The sequence below is a fragment of the Bacteroides xylanisolvens genome (assembly GCF_018289135.1).
In the GTDB taxonomy this organism is placed as follows: Bacteria; Bacteroidota; Bacteroidia; order Bacteroidales; family Bacteroidaceae; genus Bacteroides; species Bacteroides xylanisolvens.
In genome coordinates this window covers 1,912,877-1,933,702 of sequence record NZ_CP072216.1, presented here as the reverse complement: position 1 = coordinate 1,933,702, position 20,826 = coordinate 1,912,877, and the positions used below count along the sequence as shown (strand labels likewise).

21 protein-coding genes are annotated in these 20,826 nt (G+C 46.1%); 20 read left to right on the top strand and 1 reads right to left on the bottom strand.

The features are described 5' to 3' along the window. The first annotated feature begins 105 nt into the window (after positions 1–105). Positions 106–2,826, top strand: a complete 2,721-nt coding sequence (gene ppdK / locus INE92_RS08280) for a pyruvate, phosphate dikinase (protein ID WP_203462555.1) — start codon at positions 106–108, stop codon at positions 2,824–2,826. Between the two features lie 195 nt (positions 2,827–3,021). Then, positions 3,022–4,515 carry a tyrosine-type recombinase/integrase gene (locus tag INE92_RS08275; protein WP_211454322.1) on the top strand — a complete coding sequence of 498 codons (1,494 nt, stop codon included), beginning with the start codon at positions 3,022–3,024 and terminating at the stop codon, positions 4,513–4,515. A gap of 93 nt (positions 4,516–4,608) precedes the next feature. Here the strand turns inward: INE92_RS08275 and INE92_RS08270 are convergent, their stop codons facing one another. Beyond that, positions 4,609–4,833 carry a hypothetical protein gene (locus INE92_RS08270; protein WP_211454324.1) on the bottom strand — a complete coding sequence of 75 codons (225 nt, stop codon included), beginning with the start codon at positions 4,831–4,833 and terminating at the stop codon, positions 4,609–4,611. 900 nt (positions 4,834–5,733) lie between these two features. Here INE92_RS08270 and INE92_RS08265 point away from each other — a divergent pair. From INE92_RS08265 to INE92_RS08180, 18 genes are all read left to right on the top strand, one after another. Further along, entirely contained in the window at positions 5,734–6,114 is a 381-nt protein-coding gene (locus tag INE92_RS08265) for a plasmid mobilization protein (RefSeq protein ID WP_211454326.1), read from the top strand. A gap of 102 nt (positions 6,115–6,216) precedes the next feature. Beyond that, positions 6,217–7,767: a relaxase/mobilization nuclease domain-containing protein gene (locus INE92_RS08260; RefSeq protein ID WP_211454328.1), complete on the top strand. Its 1,551-nt coding sequence runs from the start codon at positions 6,217–6,219 to the stop codon at positions 7,765–7,767. Positions 7,768–7,938: 171 nt separating this feature from the next. Continuing rightward, entirely contained in the window at positions 7,939–8,733 is a 795-nt protein-coding gene (locus INE92_RS08255) for a ParA family protein (RefSeq protein WP_211454331.1), read from the top strand. Positions 8,734–8,751: 18 nt separating this feature from the next. Continuing rightward, the gene (locus INE92_RS08250; protein WP_211454333.1) at positions 8,752–9,168 is read left to right on the top strand and encodes a hypothetical protein; all 417 of its coding nucleotides are present in this window, start codon (positions 8,752–8,754) and stop codon (positions 9,166–9,168) included. Next, positions 9,165–9,731, top strand: a complete 567-nt coding sequence (locus INE92_RS08245; RefSeq protein ID WP_211454341.1) for a MarR family transcriptional regulator — start codon at positions 9,165–9,167, stop codon at positions 9,729–9,731. The genes INE92_RS08250 and INE92_RS08245 overlap by 4 nt, the downstream gene beginning before the upstream one ends. A 33-nt stretch (positions 9,732–9,764) precedes the next feature. Further along, positions 9,765–10,190, top strand: coding sequence for a hypothetical protein (locus INE92_RS08240; protein WP_057249806.1), 426 nt, complete (start codon positions 9,765–9,767; stop codon positions 10,188–10,190). 110 nt (positions 10,191–10,300) lie between these two features. Further along, positions 10,301–10,654 (top strand): DUF4134 domain-containing protein, encoded by a 354-nt coding sequence (locus tag INE92_RS08235; protein ID WP_211454344.1) that lies wholly within the window; start codon positions 10,301–10,303, stop codon positions 10,652–10,654. 18 nt (positions 10,655–10,672) lie between these two features. Next, positions 10,673–10,963, top strand: coding sequence for a hypothetical protein (locus INE92_RS08230; RefSeq protein ID WP_057249808.1), 291 nt, complete (start codon positions 10,673–10,675; stop codon positions 10,961–10,963). 2 nt (positions 10,964–10,965) lie between these two features. Continuing rightward, positions 10,966–13,803, top strand: coding sequence for a TraG family conjugative transposon ATPase (locus INE92_RS08225; RefSeq protein WP_211454347.1), 2,838 nt, complete (start codon positions 10,966–10,968; stop codon positions 13,801–13,803). Next, positions 13,797–14,537: a hypothetical protein gene (locus INE92_RS08220; RefSeq protein WP_211454349.1), complete on the top strand. Its 741-nt coding sequence runs from the start codon at positions 13,797–13,799 to the stop codon at positions 14,535–14,537. Before INE92_RS08225 ends, INE92_RS08220 begins: the two co-directional genes overlap by 7 nt. A 17-nt stretch (positions 14,538–14,554) precedes the next feature. Beyond that, a complete protein-coding gene (locus tag INE92_RS08215; RefSeq protein ID WP_211454351.1) occupies positions 14,555–15,241 on the top strand; it encodes a hypothetical protein in 687 nt (228 codons plus the stop codon). Beyond that, entirely contained in the window at positions 15,231–15,917 is a 687-nt protein-coding gene (locus INE92_RS08210) for a DUF5045 domain-containing protein (protein WP_211454353.1), read from the top strand. The genes INE92_RS08215 and INE92_RS08210 overlap by 11 nt, the downstream gene beginning before the upstream one ends. Positions 15,918–15,978: 61 nt before the next feature. Then, positions 15,979–17,100 carry a hypothetical protein gene (locus INE92_RS08205; RefSeq protein ID WP_211454355.1) on the top strand — a complete coding sequence of 374 codons (1,122 nt, stop codon included), beginning with the start codon at positions 15,979–15,981 and terminating at the stop codon, positions 17,098–17,100. Positions 17,101–17,123: 23 nt separating this feature from the next. Continuing rightward, positions 17,124–17,720 carry a conjugative transposon protein TraK gene (gene traK / locus INE92_RS08200; RefSeq protein ID WP_211454357.1) on the top strand — a complete coding sequence of 199 codons (597 nt, stop codon included), beginning with the start codon at positions 17,124–17,126 and terminating at the stop codon, positions 17,718–17,720. An 11-nt stretch (positions 17,721–17,731) separates the two neighbouring features. Continuing rightward, a complete protein-coding gene (locus INE92_RS08195; protein ID WP_211454359.1) occupies positions 17,732–18,232 on the top strand; it encodes a hypothetical protein in 501 nt (166 codons plus the stop codon). After that, positions 18,229–19,413, top strand: a complete 1,185-nt coding sequence (locus tag INE92_RS08190; RefSeq protein WP_211454361.1) for a conjugative transposon protein TraM — start codon at positions 18,229–18,231, stop codon at positions 19,411–19,413. Before INE92_RS08195 ends, INE92_RS08190 begins: the two co-directional genes overlap by 4 nt. Positions 19,414–19,466: 53 nt before the next feature. Then, complete coding sequence (gene traN, locus INE92_RS08185; protein ID WP_211454364.1) at positions 19,467–20,354, top strand: conjugative transposon protein TraN; 888 nt, start codon at positions 19,467–19,469, stop codon at positions 20,352–20,354. Continuing rightward, positions 20,351–20,815: a hypothetical protein gene (locus tag INE92_RS08180; RefSeq protein ID WP_057249815.1), complete on the top strand. Its 465-nt coding sequence runs from the start codon at positions 20,351–20,353 to the stop codon at positions 20,813–20,815. Before traN ends, INE92_RS08180 begins: the two co-directional genes overlap by 4 nt. Positions 20,816–20,826 lie beyond the last annotated feature (11 nt).

Genomic DNA, 20,826 nt, shown 5'->3' with positions numbered 1-20,826 from the left:
TTGCATTTTGATAGAAAGTTTTTTCGCAAAAAGTTTTCAAGTTTGCGAAATATCCTTAGATTTGCGAACAGAAAAAAGTCATAATGTAACTTTAAACACAATATTATGGATAAAAAAAGAGTTTATACCTTTGGTAATGGTCAGGCAGAAGGAAAGGCTGACATGAAGAATTTGCTCGGTGGTAAGGGAGCCAACCTTGCTGAAATGAATTTAATCGGAATTCCTGTCCCTCCCGGATTCACAATAACTACAGATGTTTGTACGGAATACAATACGTTAGGACGTGATAAAGTGGTTGAGTTGCTGAAAGATGAAGTTGTAAAAGCGATCGCTCATGTGGAAGCGTTGATGAAATCTAAATTCGGTGATGTTGAAAATCCTTTGTTGGTATCTGTACGTTCCGGTGCACGCGCATCTATGCCGGGTATGATGGATACGATCCTGAACCTCGGATTGAATGATGAAGTGGTGGAAGGTATTATCCGTAAAACGGGTAATGCACGTTTTGCATGGGACTCTTACCGTCGTTTTGTACAGATGTACGGTGACGTTGTGTTGGGCATGAAGCCTACCAATAAAGATGATATTGACCCGTTCGAAGCTATCATCGAAGAGGTGAAGAAAGCGAAAGGGGTAGAACTGGATAACGAGTTGAAAGTGGAAGACTTGCAGGAACTCGTAAAGAAATTCAAGGCCGCTGTAAAAGAACAGACCGGAAAAGATTTCCCGACTTGTGCATACGAACAACTTTGGGGAGCTATCTGTGCTGTATTTGATTCATGGATGAATGAACGCGCTATTCTTTATCGTAAGATGGAAGGTATACCTGATGAATGGGGTACAGCTGTCAATGTACAGGCTATGGTGTTCGGTAATATGGGTGATACATCGGCTACAGGTGTTTGTTTCTCACGAGATGCCGGTACAGGCGAAGATCTTTTCAATGGTGAATACCTGATTAACGCACAAGGTGAAGATGTAGTGGCAGGTATCCGTACTCCACAGCAGATCACTAAGATTGGTTCTCAACGTTGGGCTGTATTGGCTGGCATTACCGAAGATGTTCGTGCTGCTAAATTCCCTTCAATGGAAGAAGCAATGCCGGAAATCTATAAAGAACTGGATGCTCTTCAGACTAAACTGGAAAATCATTATAAAGATATGCAGGACATGGAGTTCACCGTACAGGAAGGTAAACTCTGGTTCCTCCAGACACGTAACGGTAAGCGTACAGGTGCTGCCATGGTAAAGATTGCTATGGACTTGCTCCGTCAGGGTATGATTGACGAAAAGACTGCTTTGATGCGCGTGGAACCGAATAAACTTGATGAATTGCTCCACCCTGTATTCGATAAGGATGCTTTGAAAAAAGCCAAAGTGTTGACCCGTGGTCTTCCGGCTTCTCCGGGTGCTGCAACCGGTCAGATCGTATTCTTTGCTGATGACGCTGCCGAATGGCATGCTGCCGGTAAACGTGTGGTGATGGTGCGTATCGAAACTTCTCCAGAAGACTTGGCCGGTATGGCAGTGGCCGAAGGTATTCTTACGGCTCGTGGCGGTATGACTTCTCACGCGGCTGTTGTGGCTCGTGGTATGGGTAAATGCTGCGTATCGGGTGCAGGTGCATTGAATATTGATTATAAAAACCGTACGGTAGAGATTGATGGGGTATTGCTGAAAGAAGGTGACTATATCTCTTTGAACGGAAGTACAGGTGTAGTATATAATGGTAAGGTAGAAACGAAGGCTGCAGAGCTTTCCGGCGACTTTGCCGAATTGATGACACTGGCTGATAAATATACTCGTTTGCAGGTACGTACCAATGCGGATACTCCTCATGATGCGGAAGTTGCACGTAACTTCGGTGCAGTAGGTATCGGCCTTTGCCGTACAGAACACATGTTCTTCGAAGGCGAAAAGATCAAAGCAATGCGTGAAATGATCCTGGCGGAAAATGCAGAAGGACGTCGGAAAGCATTGGCTAAGATTCTTCCATATCAACAAGAAGACTTTAAAGGTATCTTTAAAGCAATGGCTGGTTGCCCGGTGACCGTTCGTTTGCTCGATCCTCCTTTGCATGAGTTCGTTCCTCACGATTTGAAGGGACAGCAGGAAATGGCGGATACGATGGGTGTAAGCCTGCAATATATCCAGCAACGTGTAGAATCACTGTGTGAACATAACCCGATGTTGGGTCACCGTGGTTGCCGTTTAGGTAATACTTATCCTGAAATTACTCAAATGCAGACACGTGCAATTTTGGGTGCTGCATTGGAACTGAAGAAAGAAGGAGTGGAAACTCATCCGGAAATCATGGTTCCGTTAACCGGTATCTTGTATGAATTCAAGGAGCAGGAAAATGTGATTCGCTCGGAAGCTAAGAAATTGTTTGAGGAAGTAGGAGATAGTATTGACTTCAAAGTAGGTACAATGATCGAGATCCCGCGTGCTGCTTTGACTGCCGACCGTATTGCTTCTTCTGCCGAGTTCTTCTCATTCGGTACAAATGACTTGACGCAGATGACCTTCGGTTATTCTCGTGATGATATAGCTTCTTTCCTTCCTGTTTATCTGGAAAAGAAGATTTTGAAAGTAGACCCGTTCCAGGTTCTCGACCAGAATGGTGTGGGACAGCTGGTACGTATGGCGACAGAAAAAGGCCGTGCTATCCGTCCGGATTTGAAATGTGGTATCTGTGGTGAACATGGTGGTGAGCCTTCTTCTGTGAAGTTCTGTCATCGGGTAGGTCTGAACTACGTTAGTTGTTCTCCATTTAGAGTGCCGATTGCCAGACTGGCGGCCGCTCAGGCTGCAATAGAGGAATAAGCACTATTCTGACTTAGTTATTGAATTAGGCTGTAATGCATTGTTAAACAGGCATTACAGCCTAAGTTGTTTTTAAGCGGTTCGTACACTTGGCAACAGAAATCGAGCCAAATAAACGGTATTCGCATACACCTGGGTATACACTTGTGAACATTGACGCATACACCAAAGCATACACCTAAAAAATAAAGATAAATGACTACATTTAAAGCAGTTGTAAGAAAGAAAAGAGCCGATGGCTTTTACCCGGTGTACATTCGCATCGTTCACCGTTCCAGAATGGGCTATATTAAGACTGACAAGCTCGTGTCGGATAAGCAAATCCAGAAGTCTGGAGAAATCAAAGATGCGGTAGTGAATGATTTTTGTTCCAGAGAAATCCTAAGATATACCGACATGGTGAATCGGAAGGATATTTCTGACTATTCTGTCTCTGAACTAATAGAATACCTTACTCGTGTCGAAGATAACGTGTGTTTCAGTGAATATGCCACTTTGCATATCAATCGTATGATTAAAGAAGGTCATGAACGAAATGCAAAGAACTATCGTTTGGCAGTAAATCATTTGGAGCGTTATTTGGGAACTACCAATGTAATGTTCAATCACCTCACATCTGCCGTCTTGAAAAGATGGATTGATAGTTTGGGACTGACAAATAGAGCGAAGGAAATGTATCCTACTTGTATTCGTCAAATATTCAAAAAAGCTATTCTCGAATATAACGATGAAGAAAGAGGTGTTGTACGCATCAAGTTTAATCCGTGGCTCAAAATCACAATTCCGAAATCAGATGGAACTGTTCAACGTGCCATCAGTGCCGAGGCGTGTCGTGAGTTCTTCAATCGTCCACTTCCTCAAAGCAAGATGATCTCTTCTTTGCCTGAACTTGGTAGAGACGTTGCACTCCTCTCCCTCTGTTTGGGTGGCATCAATACCGTTGACATCTATGAACTTAAAAAGGATGATTATAAGAATGGAATCATTGGCTACAAGAGAGCTAAAACGAAACATAGCCGTCGTGATGAAGCCTATATTGAAATGCGGGTTGAGCCATTCATCCAATCTACATTTGACAAGTACCTTTCAGATGGCAGGGATGAATACCTTTTCAATTTCCATCAGCGTTATAGCAACTCCGACAGCTTTAATGCTAATGTGAACATCGGCATCCGAAAGATTTGCATGGATATGGGAATGAAGAAAGAGGATTATTATTGTTACTACACTTTCCGGCATACTTGGGCTACCATTGCCCAAAACGATTGTGATGCTAATCTATATGAAGTTGCTTTCGGAATGAATCATACTCACGGAATGACTGTAACGCGAGGTTACGTCAAATTGGACTTCACTCCGGCTTGGAATCTGAATGCAAAAGTTATAGATTTCATATTCTTCAGCGATGAGAAGAGCAAGCAAGGCAAAGCTCGCAATTTAGAAGCTACGGCAGATAAACTATTCCGTATCACAAAAAAGATGATGATATATGGTCGTGCCTATTTCAAAGGCAAAGTTGTAGGCGAACTAACGGATATAGGTTTCAGTAATGTGGATGAAGTCATAGCTGAGCTTGTAAAGCAACTGCCAAAGGACATTCCCACTGGTTGTAATGTTCAGTTCCGTCTGGAAAATTGTGACAATAACAAGGAGGTTGTTTATGAAAGAAGCAAGGGAAAAGGTTTCTAGTTGATGTGTAGCAGAATCTAACCCTAACCAAAGGGAAATTTAGCTACTTCCCCCCATAGCCGTATCAGTCATTTTTTGATTGGTGCGGCTTTTTCAGTACCTACCCCTATCTGTTTGATTGCGGTTGGCTACAATGTTGCCAGCTATCAGTGCAGTAAACAAGACCAGTCCCTTCCACAAAAGGACAACCGTTTTCTTGATAATCCAGATAGCCGCTCTGAACACATTGACAATGATAAAACGCGCAAACCTAAGCAGTAGGATGAACAAGACCACTACCGGAAGCAAGTATATCAGGAATAGTAATTCAAACAACATAACTTTCAACTTTTAGGGTAAATAATACTGCCTATAAGAGGCTGTTTCTATATGTAAATATAGTGAAAATCAGTGACATAACAAAGGAATATCATTGCTTTTTATGGCGTTTCAAGATACTTTTTATCTTCGGTTTCAGACACTTAGACTATGTTATACTATGGATTTCCTATACTTTGATATTTATGATAAAGCACCTCTCCGTCCAAGGTATCAGTTACTCTGAATCCATAGGTAGGAATACTCTTTCTCCCTTTTGTCTTGGTAAGCGATGCTTTCTTACCACGTTATCCCTGAATGTTGAGCATTGGGTTAATCATATCAACTATCCACTGATATTTGGAAACAAGTGCATTGAGCATTACATCAACAGATGTCGTTATACACAGACCTCTTGGTTCAATAGTAATCCAACCTTTGGATTATGTTACTCGGTTATGCTGATTTCAAGTAACTGAGGTTACACGATACCATAGTTATAGATAACCTCCTATTCAATATTCCGAACTATCGGCATAGGTCATCCTTTGGGTTACAGTAACCACGGTATCTTGGGTACACCGCATCAAGGCATTTCGTACTACGGAAAACAATTTATCCTATATCCTTGGCTATCGGGTCAAAGTAACCTTGGTTAGAGAATACCACTTTCAAAAAATTCTGTTGCGCATTTCTTTCCGGACGGAGTTTCAGCGGTAATTTTGTCGTAAAAAAGAACCTTGGAGGACATCGAACTGCGTTGCAGGATTTGTCAAGCAAGTTGTACCTTTGTCATTACAAAACTCCGTTTCGTCCTGAAAAGGTGACTTGCCGACTGCTGCCGCATCGGAGCGATTTCTCGCTGTTTCGCCCTGCGAAAGAAGGTTCAGACAACTTCATATACCAAAGTATCATAGTAAGATGAAACGAAGAACCAAAGTTTATCAGTTACGACTGACACCGGAGGAACAGTCCACGCTTAAAGAGAAAGCAAAAGGAAAACCTGTCGCTGACTACATACGTGCAGCGTTGACAGAATTTTCAGACACCGATGCCAAACAACGGTTAGAACTAATCAATAACCTTGGTTCTTTTTACCGGAAGTTCCGGGATGAACTATCCTGGGCAGGCAGTAACCTGAACCAGTCGGTCAAGAGAGCCAATGAACTTGCGGTAGCCGGATTACTTCCACCCAGCTATATCCGAGAGGTCTTGATGCCGGTTATCCTTGAAACCCAGAAAACACTGAACGAGATAAAGAGAGACCTTGAAACCGTGACACGCAGGGCTGTCAAACTATAGTTTCCTTATACCTTATTATATAGTAATCCTGATAACAGAAACCGAATAACCAATATACCGAGTAACTACGGTTACATTATCCACAGATAAACATTCCCACGTATGATAGCCACCATATTACCCGGAAGCTCAAACTTCCATGCAGTCGGTTACAATGAACGTAAAGTTGCGAAAGGTGTAGCCCGTATGCTTGAAATGCAAAACTTCGGAACACTTGGCACATTCGGCAAGCCCACCCCGGATGAACTGGTCAAATATCTTCAGGAATACACCTCCCAAAACACCCGTATTGAGAAGGCACAGTTCCACGTTGCCTTTTCCTGTAAAGGGCATGAAATGTCAGAAGCGGAACTACTGGACTTCGCCCACCGCTATCTTACAGAAATGGGATATGGTGAGGAAGGACAACCCTTGCTGGTCTATTCCCACTATGATACTGACAATACCCATCTGCATATCGTCACTTCACGCATCGCCCCGGATGGTAGGAAGATACAGCATGACCATGAGCGCAGACGCTCACAAGAAGTGATAGACCGCATACTTGGGAATGACCGAAAGGAAAAAGTCAATAAAGATTTGGATGCAGCCAAACAATATACCTTCTCCTCTTTTGCCCAGTTCAAAGCCGTGATGACTTCTATGGGCTACGAAGTCTATCAGAAAGATGGAACAGTCTTCATCAAACATGGTGGCAAAGTTCAGGAGAAACTTTCTCTTACCGATATTGAGGCATTGTATAAGAAAGGCTACTACAACAAAGCACGTAACCGCCAGCTTCGGAGCATCCTCAAAAAGTATCGGGATATAAGTTCCAACAAGGAAGAACTCCAAAAGGAACTGAAAACCAAGTTCGGCATTGACATCGTATTTTTCGGTAAGAAGGATGCGGCATACGGCTACTTACTCGTTGACCACGCCAACAAGACCGTCATCCACGGGGCAAGAGTGTTGGCTGTTGGAGAACTGTTGGACTTCGCCACTCCCGAACAACGCTTTGACCGCATAGAGGATTTTATAGACCGGTTGCTTACCCTCAATCCCAAGATAACCCAAGGCGAGATATTCCAAAAGTTGAAGAAACATCATGCCTATATCAAGAAAGGTACCATCTACTTCAACGGAGAGTCCAGACCTTTGAAACCGTTTATGGCTGAAGCCATAGACCGTAACAACCGCATCGAGCTGGTGGAGAAGTTCCAATCCACCACAGAGGCAGAACGTGACTTGCTTTGTAAAATCTTTAAGGTGAACCGCCCCGACCTTGTTTCCCTTTCGTCAGAAAAACCACAAATTCATACAGACGCTATAAACCGCTTGAAAGAAATCTTCGCAGATGAAACCATTACATCTGTCAGAAGTTCCCTTCGTGAGGAAGGTTTCATCATCCGTCAAGAAGATGCCACATACGCCATCAACTTCAAGAACCATACCATCATCAACCTGTCAGAAGAAGGCTTCAATCTGGAGCGACTGAAAAGGAAACCGATTAAGCAGCAACAACAGCCGAAGCACTCTGCCAATAATCCACTCTCCCGTCATAACAAGATGCGTGACCACGGAGAAGGTAGCCACTATGAAAAACGTGAGTGGGAAGTCGGACAGAAAGTCAACTATGATGACATAGACGATGGACGTTCCCTGAAAAGATAAAAAAGGGACGTGCTGCCGTCCACTTTTCGGGCACATCACACCGTGATACCCAGATAACACGAACCCCTGCACCCCGGTTACTTTAACCGAGGGCATATAAGTGTTGCGCATTTCGTTTTCCGGGTTACATGTGCGATAATTTTGTCTAAAAATAATTCATCGCACGGAAAAATGATACAGACACCGGTCATAATCACATTCGCCAACCAAAAAGGAGGCGTGGGCAAAACCACCCTCTGCGTGACCTTCGCCAACTATCTGGTGACGAAGGGAGTGAATGTCGCCATAGTCGATTGCGACTTCCAGCACTCTATCATCAAGTGTCGCAAGGCTGACATCAAGAAATACGATGTGCAGTATGTGCCCTACGATGTACTTTCATACGAAGCCAACGACAAGAAAGCGATTATTGCACTTATAGAAAAGATGCACAACGATTCGAGCCTGGATGTCGTGCTGATGGATTCCCCCGGCAGCCTGCAGGCGGACGGACTGGTGCCGATGTTCGTGAACTCAGACATTATCGTTGTGCCATTCCATTACGACCTGATGACCGTTCCCTCTACCGCCAGCTTCCTGATGTTTATAGACCGCCTGCGCAAGGCTGTTGGCGGAAACATGAAGGCACAGCTTTTCATTGTCCCCAACCTTCATGACGGTAGAGTCGGAAAACGGTCTGAACTGGTCATTTGGGAGAACACCAGAGAGACCTTCTGCAACTACGGAATTGTAACGGGCAGGATTCCCAAACGTGCCGACATGGAGCGTTTCAGTACGATGGCGGCTCTGGATAAGCAAGTAGGCATCGTTACCCCTGTCTTTGAGCGTATCTATTCTTATATATTCGATACGACAGCCCCCATCCGTGAACCCAAATTGACGGGAATACAACTGACGGGGAATCTGGAGGCGGAATTAAAAGGCAAAGCGAAAGAGAATCAACCGGAAGAAAACGAGAATCAATAACCATCAACATATACAGTAATGACAAAAGACATCCCCGAAATAGATGACCTTCTCAAAGGCATCAATGACCCTGAAATGACATTGACGGATGGGCATACGGAAACGACTATCGAGAATCAATCGGCTGTTGCTCTATCCCAAGAGGAAAGTACAGAAGAATGTTTTACCCCGGTATCGGATAACTCCGACTATTGGCAGGATTTCCTGTCCTATCTTGAAAGCGATACCCAGGAAGATAAAGGAGAAAGAATGATCTGCAAGTTAGACCGTGACCTTGCCGACTCATTGGACGAGTGCAACATCCATAATCGTAGCCGTTCCGACATGGTGAACGCCATTGTCCGCACCTTCTTCAAGACCTACCTGCCACAGCTTGCACAGTACCGCCGTGACAACAAGTCGCTTTTCACCAACTATAAGGAGGCAAAAGCATGAGAACAATCCAATGGACTGACCGGATGACAACGCTCTTGATAGAACTCTACCCGGTGGAAACTACTTTCCATACCGCCATGGCATTGGGAATAAGCGAAACCCTTGTCAAGCAGAAAGCGCGTAAACTTGGGCTGGTAAAAGTCGCCAAGACGAAATGGATGGAGCGTGCCGACTATATCCGCAGGCATTTCCATTACAAGTCATTCACGCAAATGGCCCGCGATTTGGGGATAAGCCGGTCGAATGTATGTAACATCGCCGTCAAGCTGGGACTGAAACGTAGCCGGACGGAAACTTCCTGCATCATATCCCAAACCCGTATTGAACTGGTCAAACGGGAAAGGCGGCACGTGATATTCGGGCTTGAACCGCTGACGCAGCTCAAAGTGGTTTCCAACCGTGCAAGGGTAAGAATCCGCTCACGGCTCAAAAGCCTGGGGTATGTCGTATGCGACGAGCGTGTCCTGCTATATGCCACGGACAACTTCGAGCGCAAAACCAAATTGGAGAGCAAAGCCGTCAAGTTGGGACTGAGTTTCCTGCCAATCACAGGAAATAATTGACACGTAGTATTCACTTTATAACAACATAGCACCATGCAATACGGACAAATAGTATTCCTGCTCTTCATCGCCCTCCTGTTCTACTATGCCGCGTTGATAGTCCTTGACATCCTGAAAGCCAAGGCTGCACAGGCGGTAGAACTGGAATCGCAATCAGAAGAAGACATAGACATATCGGATGAAGCAAAGACCTTCAAGCCATTCAGAATCAGCCGGGATGAACCGAAGCAGAAAGAAAATGAACCAGAGGAACAGGAAAATTCTGACTCTGAGACAAAATCAGATCGGGAGCAACCTGAATCCAACTCCGAACAGCCATTCCACCGCCCCGGTTTCCGTGAAGCCATTATGACGGATGGCATCCTTGTGGAAGACCTCGTTGTGGAAGTCAACAAGATGGTGGAAAACGGCATTTGCGATTTAGGCTCACTTATAGCCGACTGTGAGAATGCCAAATAGCAAGGCAAACTTACCCGACAAACCATATATAGCTTCCCCAAAGAAGCCCCCCGTTCCTTTAGCGACCTCTGTTCCTTTGGTGATGAAATCAAATTAACAAGTTCAAAAAAATGCAATTCAAGAAAAGACTAAAACGTATGTACAACCGCTTCATGGGTTCTTCTTTCGCACAGAAAAGCGTGTTGGCGGTAGCCGCGCTTACCATCTCCGTGGGTGACATGATGGCAGCAAGCAAAGGAGCTGCCGGCTTCACAAAAGCCACTACGGAAATCAGTTCCTACCAGACCCCGGTTTCCAACCTGATGAAGGCAATCGCAGCCGTAATCGCCTTGGTGGGAGCTTTCAACGTGTATTTCAAGATGTCAAACGGCGACCAGGACGTGAAGAAGACCATCATGCTCACCATCGGCGGCTGTATCGCCTTCATCGCGCTTTCCGAGGCTCTTCCGTTGTTCTTCAAATAACAATGACGTAACAATAGAATGACGATGAATCAGGAGGGATTTCCCGTATTCAAGGGACTGCAAAAACCGCTGGAATTCATGGGCATCCGTGGACGCTTCCTCACGTTGGCAGCATTGGCCATCGGTGTGTCGTTTGTCGGATTCATACTGTTCTCCATTGTATTGGGAAAGCTCGCCGGATTCATCGCCATGCTTGTCATGGCAGTCATCGGGCTGGTGACCATCTTCATCAAACAGCGCGGAGGACTGCACAACAAGCGGAGAGACAAGGGCATTTATATTTATAACAAACTGAGAAAAAGCTCCTAATTATGGCACAAAACAAGAAAAAAGTCTTTGACGGCCTCTATACGGGGCTGGAGGAAACGGACGGCAATGTCGTCCTTTTTTCAGCCAAGGGCGAGCCGTCCGTCATCTTCGAGATGACCAACCCGGTGCAGCAGCTCTGCACCGATGCCGGACAGTACATACGCTTTCAGGATGTGCTATCCAATGTGGTGCAGACCCTCGGTGAGGGCTATGCCTTGCAAAAGCAGGACATCCTCTGCAAGCAAGCCTACCACCATGACGTGCCGGAAGATGCGGAGTTCCTAACCCGGAGCTATTTCAATTATTTCGAGGGAAGGGAGTTCACGGAGATATGCACGTACCTGATAGTAACACAGGAGGCGCAGCGCAGCCAGTTCGTGCAGTACGACCCGAAGATATGGCTGGACTTTCATACAAAAGTCTCTAAGGTGGATGACATCCTGACGGAACGGGGCATCCGGCACCGCAAGCTCTCCAAAGCCGAAACTGACGAGTATTGCCACCGTTTCATGGCATTCCGGTTCCGGCACGGGGCATTCTCCATGACCAACTTCAAGGCTTCGGACGAATACCTGAGAACAGGGGAACGCATTATCCGTTCCTACCCTTTGGTGGATATAGACGAGATAAACCTGCCGTCGATTATCAAACCATATACTGAGACCAACATCAACGGCTACAGCATTGCTACCGACCTGTTCTCGTTCCTGACCAACATACCTTTCTCGGATTGTGTGGTGTTTAACCAGGTAGTACAGATACCGAACCAACGCAAGTTACTCCGTAAGCTGCAAGGCAAAGCAAAGCGTCACGGCTCCATGCCTGACCCAAGCAACAAGATTGCCAAGGCTGACATCGAGGAAGTGTTGAACCGACTTGCCGTGGACAGTTCCATGTTGGTATATACGAACTTCAATATTCTGGTCAGTTGTCCCGTGGATAAAGTAACCCCGGTTACTTCGTATATAGAGACCAAGTTATATGAGTGCGGCATTATGCCGTCACGGACAGCCTATAACCAGTTGGAGCTATTCACAGACAGCTTTCCCGGAAACGCATACGCTTTTAATCCTGACTATGACCTCTTCCTTACACTCTCGGATGCAGCATTGTGCTTTTTCTTTAAAGAACACTTAAAGGAGTCTGAACAGACACCTTTGACCACCTACTATACAGACCGACAAGGACTGCCGGTCTGCATAGACTTCACGGGAAAGGAAGGCAAAGTCAAAATGACCGACAATGCCAATTTCTTCTGCATTGGTCCGAGCGGAAGCGGAAAATCTTTTCATACAAACTCGGTTGTCCGTCAGTTGTTGGAACAGAATACGGATGTGGTGATGGTAGATACGGGCGATTCATACGAAGGAATCTGCGGTTACTTCGGTGGCACGTATATCTCCTATACCAAGGAGAAGCCTATCTCCATGAATCCCTTTAAGGTGACTAAGGAAGAATACGAACTGAACTTTGGCGAGAAGAAAAACTTCCTGAAATCACTCATATTTCTGATATTCAAAGGGAACGAATTGCCCACGAAGATAGAGGATATGTTAGTAAACCAAACCATCGTGGAGTATTACGATGCCTATTTCCATCCCTTTGAGAAATTCACAGAGAAGGAACGTGAAGGCTTACGTCAGAAGTTGCTGGTGGACGCAAAGATGGAAGAAGACTATGATAATTATTCCACCAGAATGGAGGACATAGACGAACTGATAAATACGGAAGAGCCTCCTTCCAAGATTGAGGAGAACCGTATGTTGATGTTGCCTACCGAGGCTCACAGACAAAAGCTGATTCGTCAATACCGTTCCCTAAATGCGCTTGCCCATGACCAAGGGGCTACTCAGGCAGAAAGGGAGCGTGCCTTGTGCATTATGGAGAAATTCAAGAAGGAACTCTATGAAAACTCTTTCTTGATAAAGATTGAGAAACAGATTGATTACTTGGAAGTACAGAAACGCAGGCTCAGGGTAAAGGAACTGTCCTTCAACTCCTACTATGAGTTTGCCTTGGAGCGCATCCCGCAAATCACCTCGCAGGAGAAAATCAGTTTCGGCATCCGGGACTTCGCCGCCATCTTGAAGCAGTTCTACCGGGGTGGCGAGTTGGAAACCACGCTGAATTCCGATTTGAATGTAAACCTCTTTGATGAAAGGTTCATCGTCTTTGAAATTGATAAGATAAAGGATGATCCCGTGCTTTTCCCTATCGTGGTGCTAATAATCATGGACGTGTTCCTTCAGAAGATGCGTATCAAGAAGGGGCGCAAGGCATTGATAATCGAGGAAGCATGGAAGGCAATCGCTTCGCCTACGATGGCAGAATATATCAAGTACCTCTATAAAACGGTCAGGAAATTTCACGGCATAGCCGGAGTGGTCACTCAGGAGTTGAATGACGTGATAGATTCACCCATTGTAAAGGAAGCCATCATCAACAACTCAGATGTCAAGGTTTTATTAGACCAGACCAAGTTCAAGGACAGGTACGATGAGATAGCTGCCATATTGGGATTGACCCAAATCCAGCGGCAACAGATTTTTACCGTCAATTCCCTGAACAACCGTGAGGGCCGCAACTACTTCAAGGAGGTATGGATATGTAGAGGACAGAACTCGGATGTCTATGGTGTGGAGGAACCGCCCGAATGTTATTGGGCATACACCACCGAGCGGACTGAAAAAGAAGCCTTGAAAATTTACCTCTCCTACTATGGTAATATGCAGGAGGCAATCACGAGAATCGAGGCAGACAGGAAGCAAGCCGGGGATGACAAGTATTTGGTATTCGCAAGAAAAGTCAATCAACAACAAAAAGTGATGTCGTTATGGTAAGATTTAGAATGATGCTTGTGGCACTCATAATAATGGTGGCCACTCCAAATTTATTCGCCGCTTGGAAGGTCGTCATAGACAAGAACTGCATCAAGGTGGTATCAAGTAACCTTGCCTCTCAAAAGCTGATAGAAGGACAACACAACCAGCGTCTGGACTCCATTGCCGAGAAAAAGAAGAAGGTGGAACTCTATACCGTGAGCATGGCTACCATCAAGGAACTCTATAAGTTAACAATGCAGAATGTGTCAGGATTCGGCACGGAAAGCAAATATTACAAGGAGATTGGATTGTGCGCATACGACATCCTCAAAGATGTGCCGGAACTTATCCAGACGGTAAGCAAGGCTAAGTTCTCTAACAAGTTGCTTTGCCTGAATGAACTTGGCAACCTTGTCACGGAAACCCAACAGTTGGTGGGCAACTTTGTAAATATCGTGAACAATGCCACGATACAGAATCCCCTCAAAGGACAAGGCACGGCTGAAAAGAAAAGTGACGGCTACAATATGCTTGACCGCTATGAGCGATTATCGCTTGCCAATTCTATCTATTCCGGCCTCTTGGAAATCCGCTATAAGGTGGAGGGTATGATACTGATGGCTCAATATGCAACCGCCAACGACCTTTTCTTTGCCATTGACCCGGAGGGTTGGGCAAATGTGGTAACGATGAAGAATAATGTTGGTGGTCTTATCAATGACTGGAACAGACTGGTAGCTTCCAATTACTAACATCAATCTGAGCGAATATGAAACGATATTTTATCATAGGAATGATGCTTGTGATGCTCTATCCGGCAAAGTCTTTCGCCTTTGTCATCCCGAAAGACCTGCCGACCATTGAAGCCCTGATTGCCCTTCACAAAGCAGTGAAGAAGGATGAAGACCAGGCATTAAAACGGGTGGCTACCAGCTTCGGGGAACAGTCGCTTGTAGCCAAGGGAGCCATCAAGTTCAACGATGTGCGGACTACGCTCGATACCAAGTTGGGCAATGCCCATTCGTACCTTGTACTGGCAGGTGCCATATCAAGCACCGCCAACTCACTCTATCAGTTGGTCAAAGAGTATAAGGACTTTACCGGCAATACCTTCAAGCATGTATCGAAGAAACCATTTGTCGGTTGGTACTATGCGGATGCCAATGTCGCCATATCAAGGGAGATAAGCCATTGCTACAAACTCTATGCTTCCGTGGCAGCTTCGGGCATCAACCTGATGAAGGCGAGTATGGATGAGAAACTGAATCTGGTGATGACCCTCAAAACCTCCATCGACAGGGCACGGTACATCATAGACAATGCCAATCTGTACTGTTTCCTGATAACGGATTGCGGTTGGAAGCCGGATTATATCTGGGAAATCTTGAACTCCAATGTCAAGGACGAGATAGCGAATAAAGTAATCAATAAATGGAATCAAGGATATGCAGGTTAGAAATATAACAAGGGCATTGCTTTGTATGATGATGCTGACAATGCCATTCAGCTCTTCCGCCCAACGTCCTTCCCGTGACAAGGAGAAAGAGAAGCAATGGAAGTCAATGGAGAACGGGCCTTGGAACTTCGCCCCCGACTGGTACTATTACTTTTTGCACAACAAGTATTCCGGTGCGGAAATGTATTGGAAGTGGGCAGGATTCAATTCGGGCTTCCGTGTCCGATTCAAGGAAAAGGACTCCAATGTCAAGCGTATCATGCCTACCCGTGTGACGGCAGAAGAGACCCAACGGCAGAAAGTGAAGAAGGTGGAAACGGAACGCAAGTACATCGAGGAACTATACAAGGAAGAGCTGGTTCGCGAGGCTGACAGGTCGGTTGATTTGACATACGCCTCCTACAAGGACGAGTTTGACCGTATGCAAGACTGCATTACAGACGGGCTGCTCTACTGCATGAAGAAGAGTGACGGCAAGCTCAAATACCAGGTGGACGAGTTAAGCCGGCAGAACGAGATTCTTTGCTCCGGCATCGCCTACATCCATAAGACGGGTGTCGGTTACGGACTGGAGAATGCCAAACGGCAGCAAGCCTACGAGGAAGCCAAGACGAAAATGCAGGAACTGGTCAATCAGACCGCCCATCTGTGTGCGGTGGCTGCAACGCATTATTAAAGTTTTGGAATGTAGTTCTAATCAGAGATAATGAAATGATAACAATAAAAAATAATCAAGCATGAATGTATTATCAATTTTTCTGACCATCGGCTTGCCCGCCATTGACGAGAGTCTGGACAAGCTGTTGGTCGCTATGGAAACCTTCCCGAATGTGGCGGTATTGGGCGATGCGGTCGGGCTGGCACGTATCATCGGACTGTTGCTTGCCCTCTGTGTCGGCTCTTACGAATGTTGGATGATGATACTTGGACGGCGCGGCATGGATGTGATGAAACTGCTCCGTATCGTGGGCATTTCCATCTGTATATCCTCCTCGTCATGGATCTGCTCCGCATTGCAAGTACCGGGCAAGGGATTGGAGTCAGCTACCAAAGCGATGGCAAACTCCAAAAACAAGGAGGTGGCCGCTTTCGAGCTGAAGGTAGCACAAAAGCAGAGTGAATACTTGGACCGTCTGAGAGCCGTTCAGGATTCCATTGCGACCGCCAAACAGGTGGCTGCTATCGGTGAGGATGCCGCCTGGTGGGACAAACTCATTTATAATGTGGAGAATTTGGGCAGTACCATCAACAACTACGCCCAACGTGCGGCCGTGGCAGCCGAAACAAAAGTCAGCGAGTGGATCAACGATGTCATACGCTTTATCGGTGAACTGATATTCCAGATGTCCTACTATGGAATACTGGTAGCGCAACGGATATTCATCGCCATCATGATGATATTCTGCCCAATCATGTTCGCCCTGTCACTCGCCCCGCCTTGGAGTTCGGCATGGAGCCAGTGGATGTCAAAGTTCCTTTCCCTCTCGTTATGGGGCTTCGTCACCTATATGTGCCTTTACTACATTGACTTCATCCTGCTCTACAACCTTCAGCAGGACATGGTAGCCTACAACCACCTCCTGCATGGCTCTGTCAATTCGTGGGAACAGATTGGAGCATTGGGATTGCAAGGTATTGGCTCTAACTGTATGTATGCGATGGGTATGCTGGTGGGTGCCTACATTATTCGCTTCGTTCCCGAAGTGGCTTCTTGGCTGATACCGGGCGGTGTAAGCTCAGGTGCGGCTTCTGCGGCCGGTTCTACCGTGACAGGCATGGCAGCGACGGCAGGCTCCGTAGCCGGAGGTGCGGTCGGCGCAACGGCAGGTGCGGCAGGTTCCGTTTTCAAATCCAAGTGAGTATAATCTAAAAACGAATGAATATGCTTATAGAATCATTAGCACAGAAAACCAAATTAGCCATGATGACGGTACTCGCAACTATCGGAGGTTGCGCCGTCATCTGCGGCTTCACGGTCTGGTGCTGCATCTCTTTGGTTACCAAGGAGCGGCAGCAGATATATGTATTGGACGGTGATATTCCTTTCTTGGCGGAACGGACCAAGCTGGAAGCGAACTTCACCATGGAGGCGAAAGCCCACATCCAGCTCTTTCATCAATACTTCTTCAACCTGCCACCCGATAACGACTATATCAAGTGGACGGTAGGCAAGGCGATGTATATGGCGGACGGCACAGCCTTGAAGCAGAAACAGGCGATGGACGAGAACGGGTTTTATTCCGACATCATATCGTCATCGGCAGTCTGCACGATTATGTGCGACTCCATCCGGTTTGACGAGCATGAACGGAAGTTCACCTACTACGGCACACAGCTTATCAAGCGGCGCACCCGTGACTTGAAACGGACAATGGTAACGACCGGGTATGTGGAGAATGTACCGAGGACGAGGAACAATCCCCACGGGTTGATGATTACCAACTGGCGCACCATAGAGAACAAGGATTTGGATTATTAAAAACAGCAACAATGAAATCACTCAGAAAGATATTGCATGAAAGCCGCCTGAAAACCCACCAACAGGTTCGGTCATGGCTGCAACCCAAGATGGGGGCAATCGGTACGAAATATCGGTTGGAAGCAAGAATCCGTTTGGCTAACGCATGGGCGATAAAGCATCCCAAGAAAACTTTTGCCTATGTAGTCAGTTCTCTACTATTCTTGTTAGTGGATAATCTTTGGATAAGTGGAACAAAAACCGGCCCGTCAAATGGATTAAGCGAGTCCAATATCAGTATGGTTTCCAACATGGAACCGCTTTTCAGCGGCTTCCATACCATACAGGCAAACAAGGACATTCAGCGCAACACGCTGATGGATTTGGTAGCCCAAGGTCAGGAACTCCGTGAGGAATTGGATTCGATGATTGCCGTCCCCAATAAGTCAAGGATAGATTCCGCCCGTATCATCCAACGATACCGACAGCTTGAAAACATTGTCAAATCCCTTAACAATAATGAGAGCAAATGATTAAAATCAATTTCAAACAACCCAAGTATATCTTCCCATTGGTGGTGTTCGTGCCACTGTGCGCATTGATATACTTCGTGATGCAGACCTTCAAGGGTTCGGGCGATACCGGACAGTCGGTAGCCACCGACCGCATCAACATGGAGCTTCCCGAAGCCCAGGCAGAGGAAGCCGGAGACAAAATGTATGAGATGTCAAGACGCTTCGGTGACGAGGATGCCTTTACCGCTGTCGGTGCCATTGGCGAGGAGAAGAATGAGGCCGAGGAACTGGAACATGGTTACACTGAGGAAGAACTGAATATGCTCGATGCAGCCGAAGCAGAACGCATCCGTCAGCAGAAGGAACTGGAGGAGTTGGAGCGTTCCCTTGCGGAATCCCGAAAGCATATCAATGAATATGCCTATGGCGATAATCCGACCAATGGTTATACCTCAAAGGATGAATTTGCCCAAGATTTGGAGGAAATCCAACGCAGGAGCTATGAACGGCAGAAAGCCATTGAAAGCGGACTGGGTATAACCACCCCGGAGCAGGAAGAAGCCCTGCAAAGGCAACGTGCCGATTCCTTAGCCAAAGTACGACAGGAAGAGAAAGAACGCAACCGTCCCAAGCTGGTTATCAAATCCTCCGATACCAATGCAGACAAGTTCCACACGGTCTCTTCTTCGGACGATGCGGTGGATGCCAAACTGATTCGCGCCATGATAGACCAGACCACCAAGGCACGTGAAGGCACCCGTCTTCGCTTCAAGCTATTGGATGATGTGACGGTTGGCGGCATCAATTTGAAGAAAAGCACTTATCTCTATGGAACGGTGACAGGTTTCGGGCAGCAGCGTGTACGTGCGGCCATCACCAGCATCCTGATTGGGGATAAGTTCGTAAAGGTCAATCTGTCCGTCTTTGACAATGACGGCATGGAAGGCTTCTATGTTCCCGAATCCCAGTTCCGTGACTTTGTGAAAGATGCTGGCTCCAATGCGGTACAGCAGAATATCAATTTTGATTCGGGAAGCGGATATGAAGCCGGCATATCGGCTGAAGCCATTGCCCTGCAGACCTTGCAGAATATGTATAACTCGGCATCGTCGGCCATATCCTCCAATATCCGAAAGAACAAGGCGAAAATCAAATACAACACCATTGTCTATTTGATAAATTCGGATGAAGCAAGGTAGATTTTCTCAAACGTATTCAGATATTTTATAGTCAAACATCAATAATTTTCAGTATGAATTCCAAGATTGTTCTTTTTATTCTCAGTGTTCTATTTGTCGTAGGCAACGCATCTGCCAACGAAAAAATCTATGTCAATAGCGGAGTGACCACCCACATCGTTATGCCGGAGAACATCAAATTGGTGGATATATCCACTCCCAAGATTATCGGCAACCAATGTGCCGATAACATTGTTCGTATCAAGCCTTTTCAAGAGAGCGATTCCACTACGGTATGCAGTTATAAGGAAGATGAACTGTTGGGTACGCTTACCTTGATTGGAGAACGGCATATCGCCCAATATGACATTGTTTATACACAATCCCCCACATTGGCGGCATCCATCTTCCAAGTTCCATACAGCGATACGCAATCCTACATCAACCCGGAGGTGTCTATGCCCATGTCGGAAATGGCCCGCTATGCGTGGGCAGTTTATGGCAGTGACCGCAAGTTCAATCAGGTGGTGTCAAAGGCGCACGGCATGAAAGCGGTGGTCAATAATATCTATGCCATTGGGGATTACTTCTTCATTGACTACTCGCTGCAGAACAAGACGAAGATACCTTACGACATTGAGGAACTGCGTGTGAAGCTGACCGACAAGAAGCAGAGCAAGGCTACCAACTCACAGACTATCGAACTGACTCCGGTATTCTCACTCAACTATGCCAAGAAGTTCCAGAAGAATTACCGCAATGTGTTGGTGCTTCCCAAACTGACTTTCCCGGACGAGAAAGTGTTGAGACTGGAGATTTCAGAGAACCAAATCAGCGGACGTGTCATCGTGCTGACCATCGAATATGAGGACATCCTCAATGCCGACGGTTTTGACTCGGACATCTTGAAAAACAGCGATTATTATCCTTACTATTACATCAAATACTCTGTCGAACAATGAAAAAGCTATTATTCCTTTTTGTATGTGCGGTTATGACCATTGGTGCATCCGCGCAAGATGCCAAGCTATCAATAAATGCAGGCTTTCAGTTCCCCTCTACGTTGAACACTACGGTCGGCTATGAACATCCGCTATCCTACGGTAATGCCGTGGAGTTGTATGGCGAGGTGGGCAACCATTGGAGGAAGCATGACTTTTGGAAAGGTTACTTCTGGGATGGCGGCATTGTCTATAAGCAACGGCTGGCAAGATACAAGAACGGTATGCTTCGCTTCCGTTTCGGCCCTCAATTCGGTGCGGTGGAAAGAAAATTCTTTCTCGGATTGGAAGCGAGCTTTGAATACAGCTACGTTTTCAGAAACGGTTGTGAGTTTGTGATTACCCAAAAGAATAACGTGAATTTTGTTCATGGGGACACTTTTAGAAATGGATTGTTGCTTGGTATGAAGATACCTTTTTGAACCACTAACTG

Excerpts from the sequence above, each read along its gene's own strand:
- INE92_RS08275 (WP_211454322.1), top strand. The coding sequence starts at position 3,022 with ATGACTACATTTAAAGCAGTTGTAAGAAAGAAAAGAGCCGATGGCTTT.
- traN (WP_211454364.1), top strand. The coding sequence starts at position 19,467 with ATGAATTCCAAGATTGTTCTTTTTATTCTCAGTGTTCTATTTGTCGTA.
- INE92_RS08210 (WP_211454353.1), top strand. The coding sequence starts at position 15,231 with ATGCAGGTTAGAAATATAACAAGGGCATTGCTTTGTATGATGATGCTG.
- INE92_RS08195 (WP_211454359.1), top strand. The coding sequence starts at position 17,732 with ATGAAATCACTCAGAAAGATATTGCATGAAAGCCGCCTGAAAACCCAC.
- INE92_RS08225 (WP_211454347.1), top strand. The coding sequence starts at position 10,966 with ATGGCACAAAACAAGAAAAAAGTCTTTGACGGCCTCTATACGGGGCTG.
- INE92_RS08180 (WP_057249815.1), top strand. The coding sequence starts at position 20,351 with ATGAAAAAGCTATTATTCCTTTTTGTATGTGCGGTTATGACCATTGGT.
- ppdK (WP_203462555.1), top strand. The coding sequence starts at position 106 with ATGGATAAAAAAAGAGTTTATACCTTTGGTAATGGTCAGGCAGAAGGA.
- INE92_RS08270 (WP_211454324.1), bottom strand. The coding sequence starts at position 4,833 with ATGTTGTTTGAATTACTATTCCTGATATACTTGCTTCCGGTAGTGGTC.
- INE92_RS08250 (WP_211454333.1), top strand. The coding sequence starts at position 8,752 with ATGACAAAAGACATCCCCGAAATAGATGACCTTCTCAAAGGCATCAAT.
- traK (WP_211454357.1), top strand. The coding sequence starts at position 17,124 with ATGCTTATAGAATCATTAGCACAGAAAACCAAATTAGCCATGATGACG.
- INE92_RS08245 (WP_211454341.1), top strand. The coding sequence starts at position 9,165 with ATGAGAACAATCCAATGGACTGACCGGATGACAACGCTCTTGATAGAA.
- INE92_RS08230 (WP_057249808.1), top strand. The coding sequence starts at position 10,673 with ATGACGATGAATCAGGAGGGATTTCCCGTATTCAAGGGACTGCAAAAA.
- INE92_RS08235 (WP_211454344.1), top strand. The coding sequence starts at position 10,301 with ATGCAATTCAAGAAAAGACTAAAACGTATGTACAACCGCTTCATGGGT.
- INE92_RS08215 (WP_211454351.1), top strand. The coding sequence starts at position 14,555 with ATGAAACGATATTTTATCATAGGAATGATGCTTGTGATGCTCTATCCG.
- INE92_RS08255 (WP_211454331.1), top strand. The coding sequence starts at position 7,939 with ATGATACAGACACCGGTCATAATCACATTCGCCAACCAAAAAGGAGGC.
- INE92_RS08265 (WP_211454326.1), top strand. The coding sequence starts at position 5,734 with ATGAAACGAAGAACCAAAGTTTATCAGTTACGACTGACACCGGAGGAA.
- INE92_RS08190 (WP_211454361.1), top strand. The coding sequence starts at position 18,229 with ATGATTAAAATCAATTTCAAACAACCCAAGTATATCTTCCCATTGGTG.
- INE92_RS08240 (WP_057249806.1), top strand. The coding sequence starts at position 9,765 with ATGCAATACGGACAAATAGTATTCCTGCTCTTCATCGCCCTCCTGTTC.
- INE92_RS08220 (WP_211454349.1), top strand. The coding sequence starts at position 13,797 with ATGGTAAGATTTAGAATGATGCTTGTGGCACTCATAATAATGGTGGCC.
- INE92_RS08205 (WP_211454355.1), top strand. The coding sequence starts at position 15,979 with ATGAATGTATTATCAATTTTTCTGACCATCGGCTTGCCCGCCATTGAC.
- INE92_RS08260 (WP_211454328.1), top strand. The coding sequence starts at position 6,217 with ATGATAGCCACCATATTACCCGGAAGCTCAAACTTCCATGCAGTCGGT.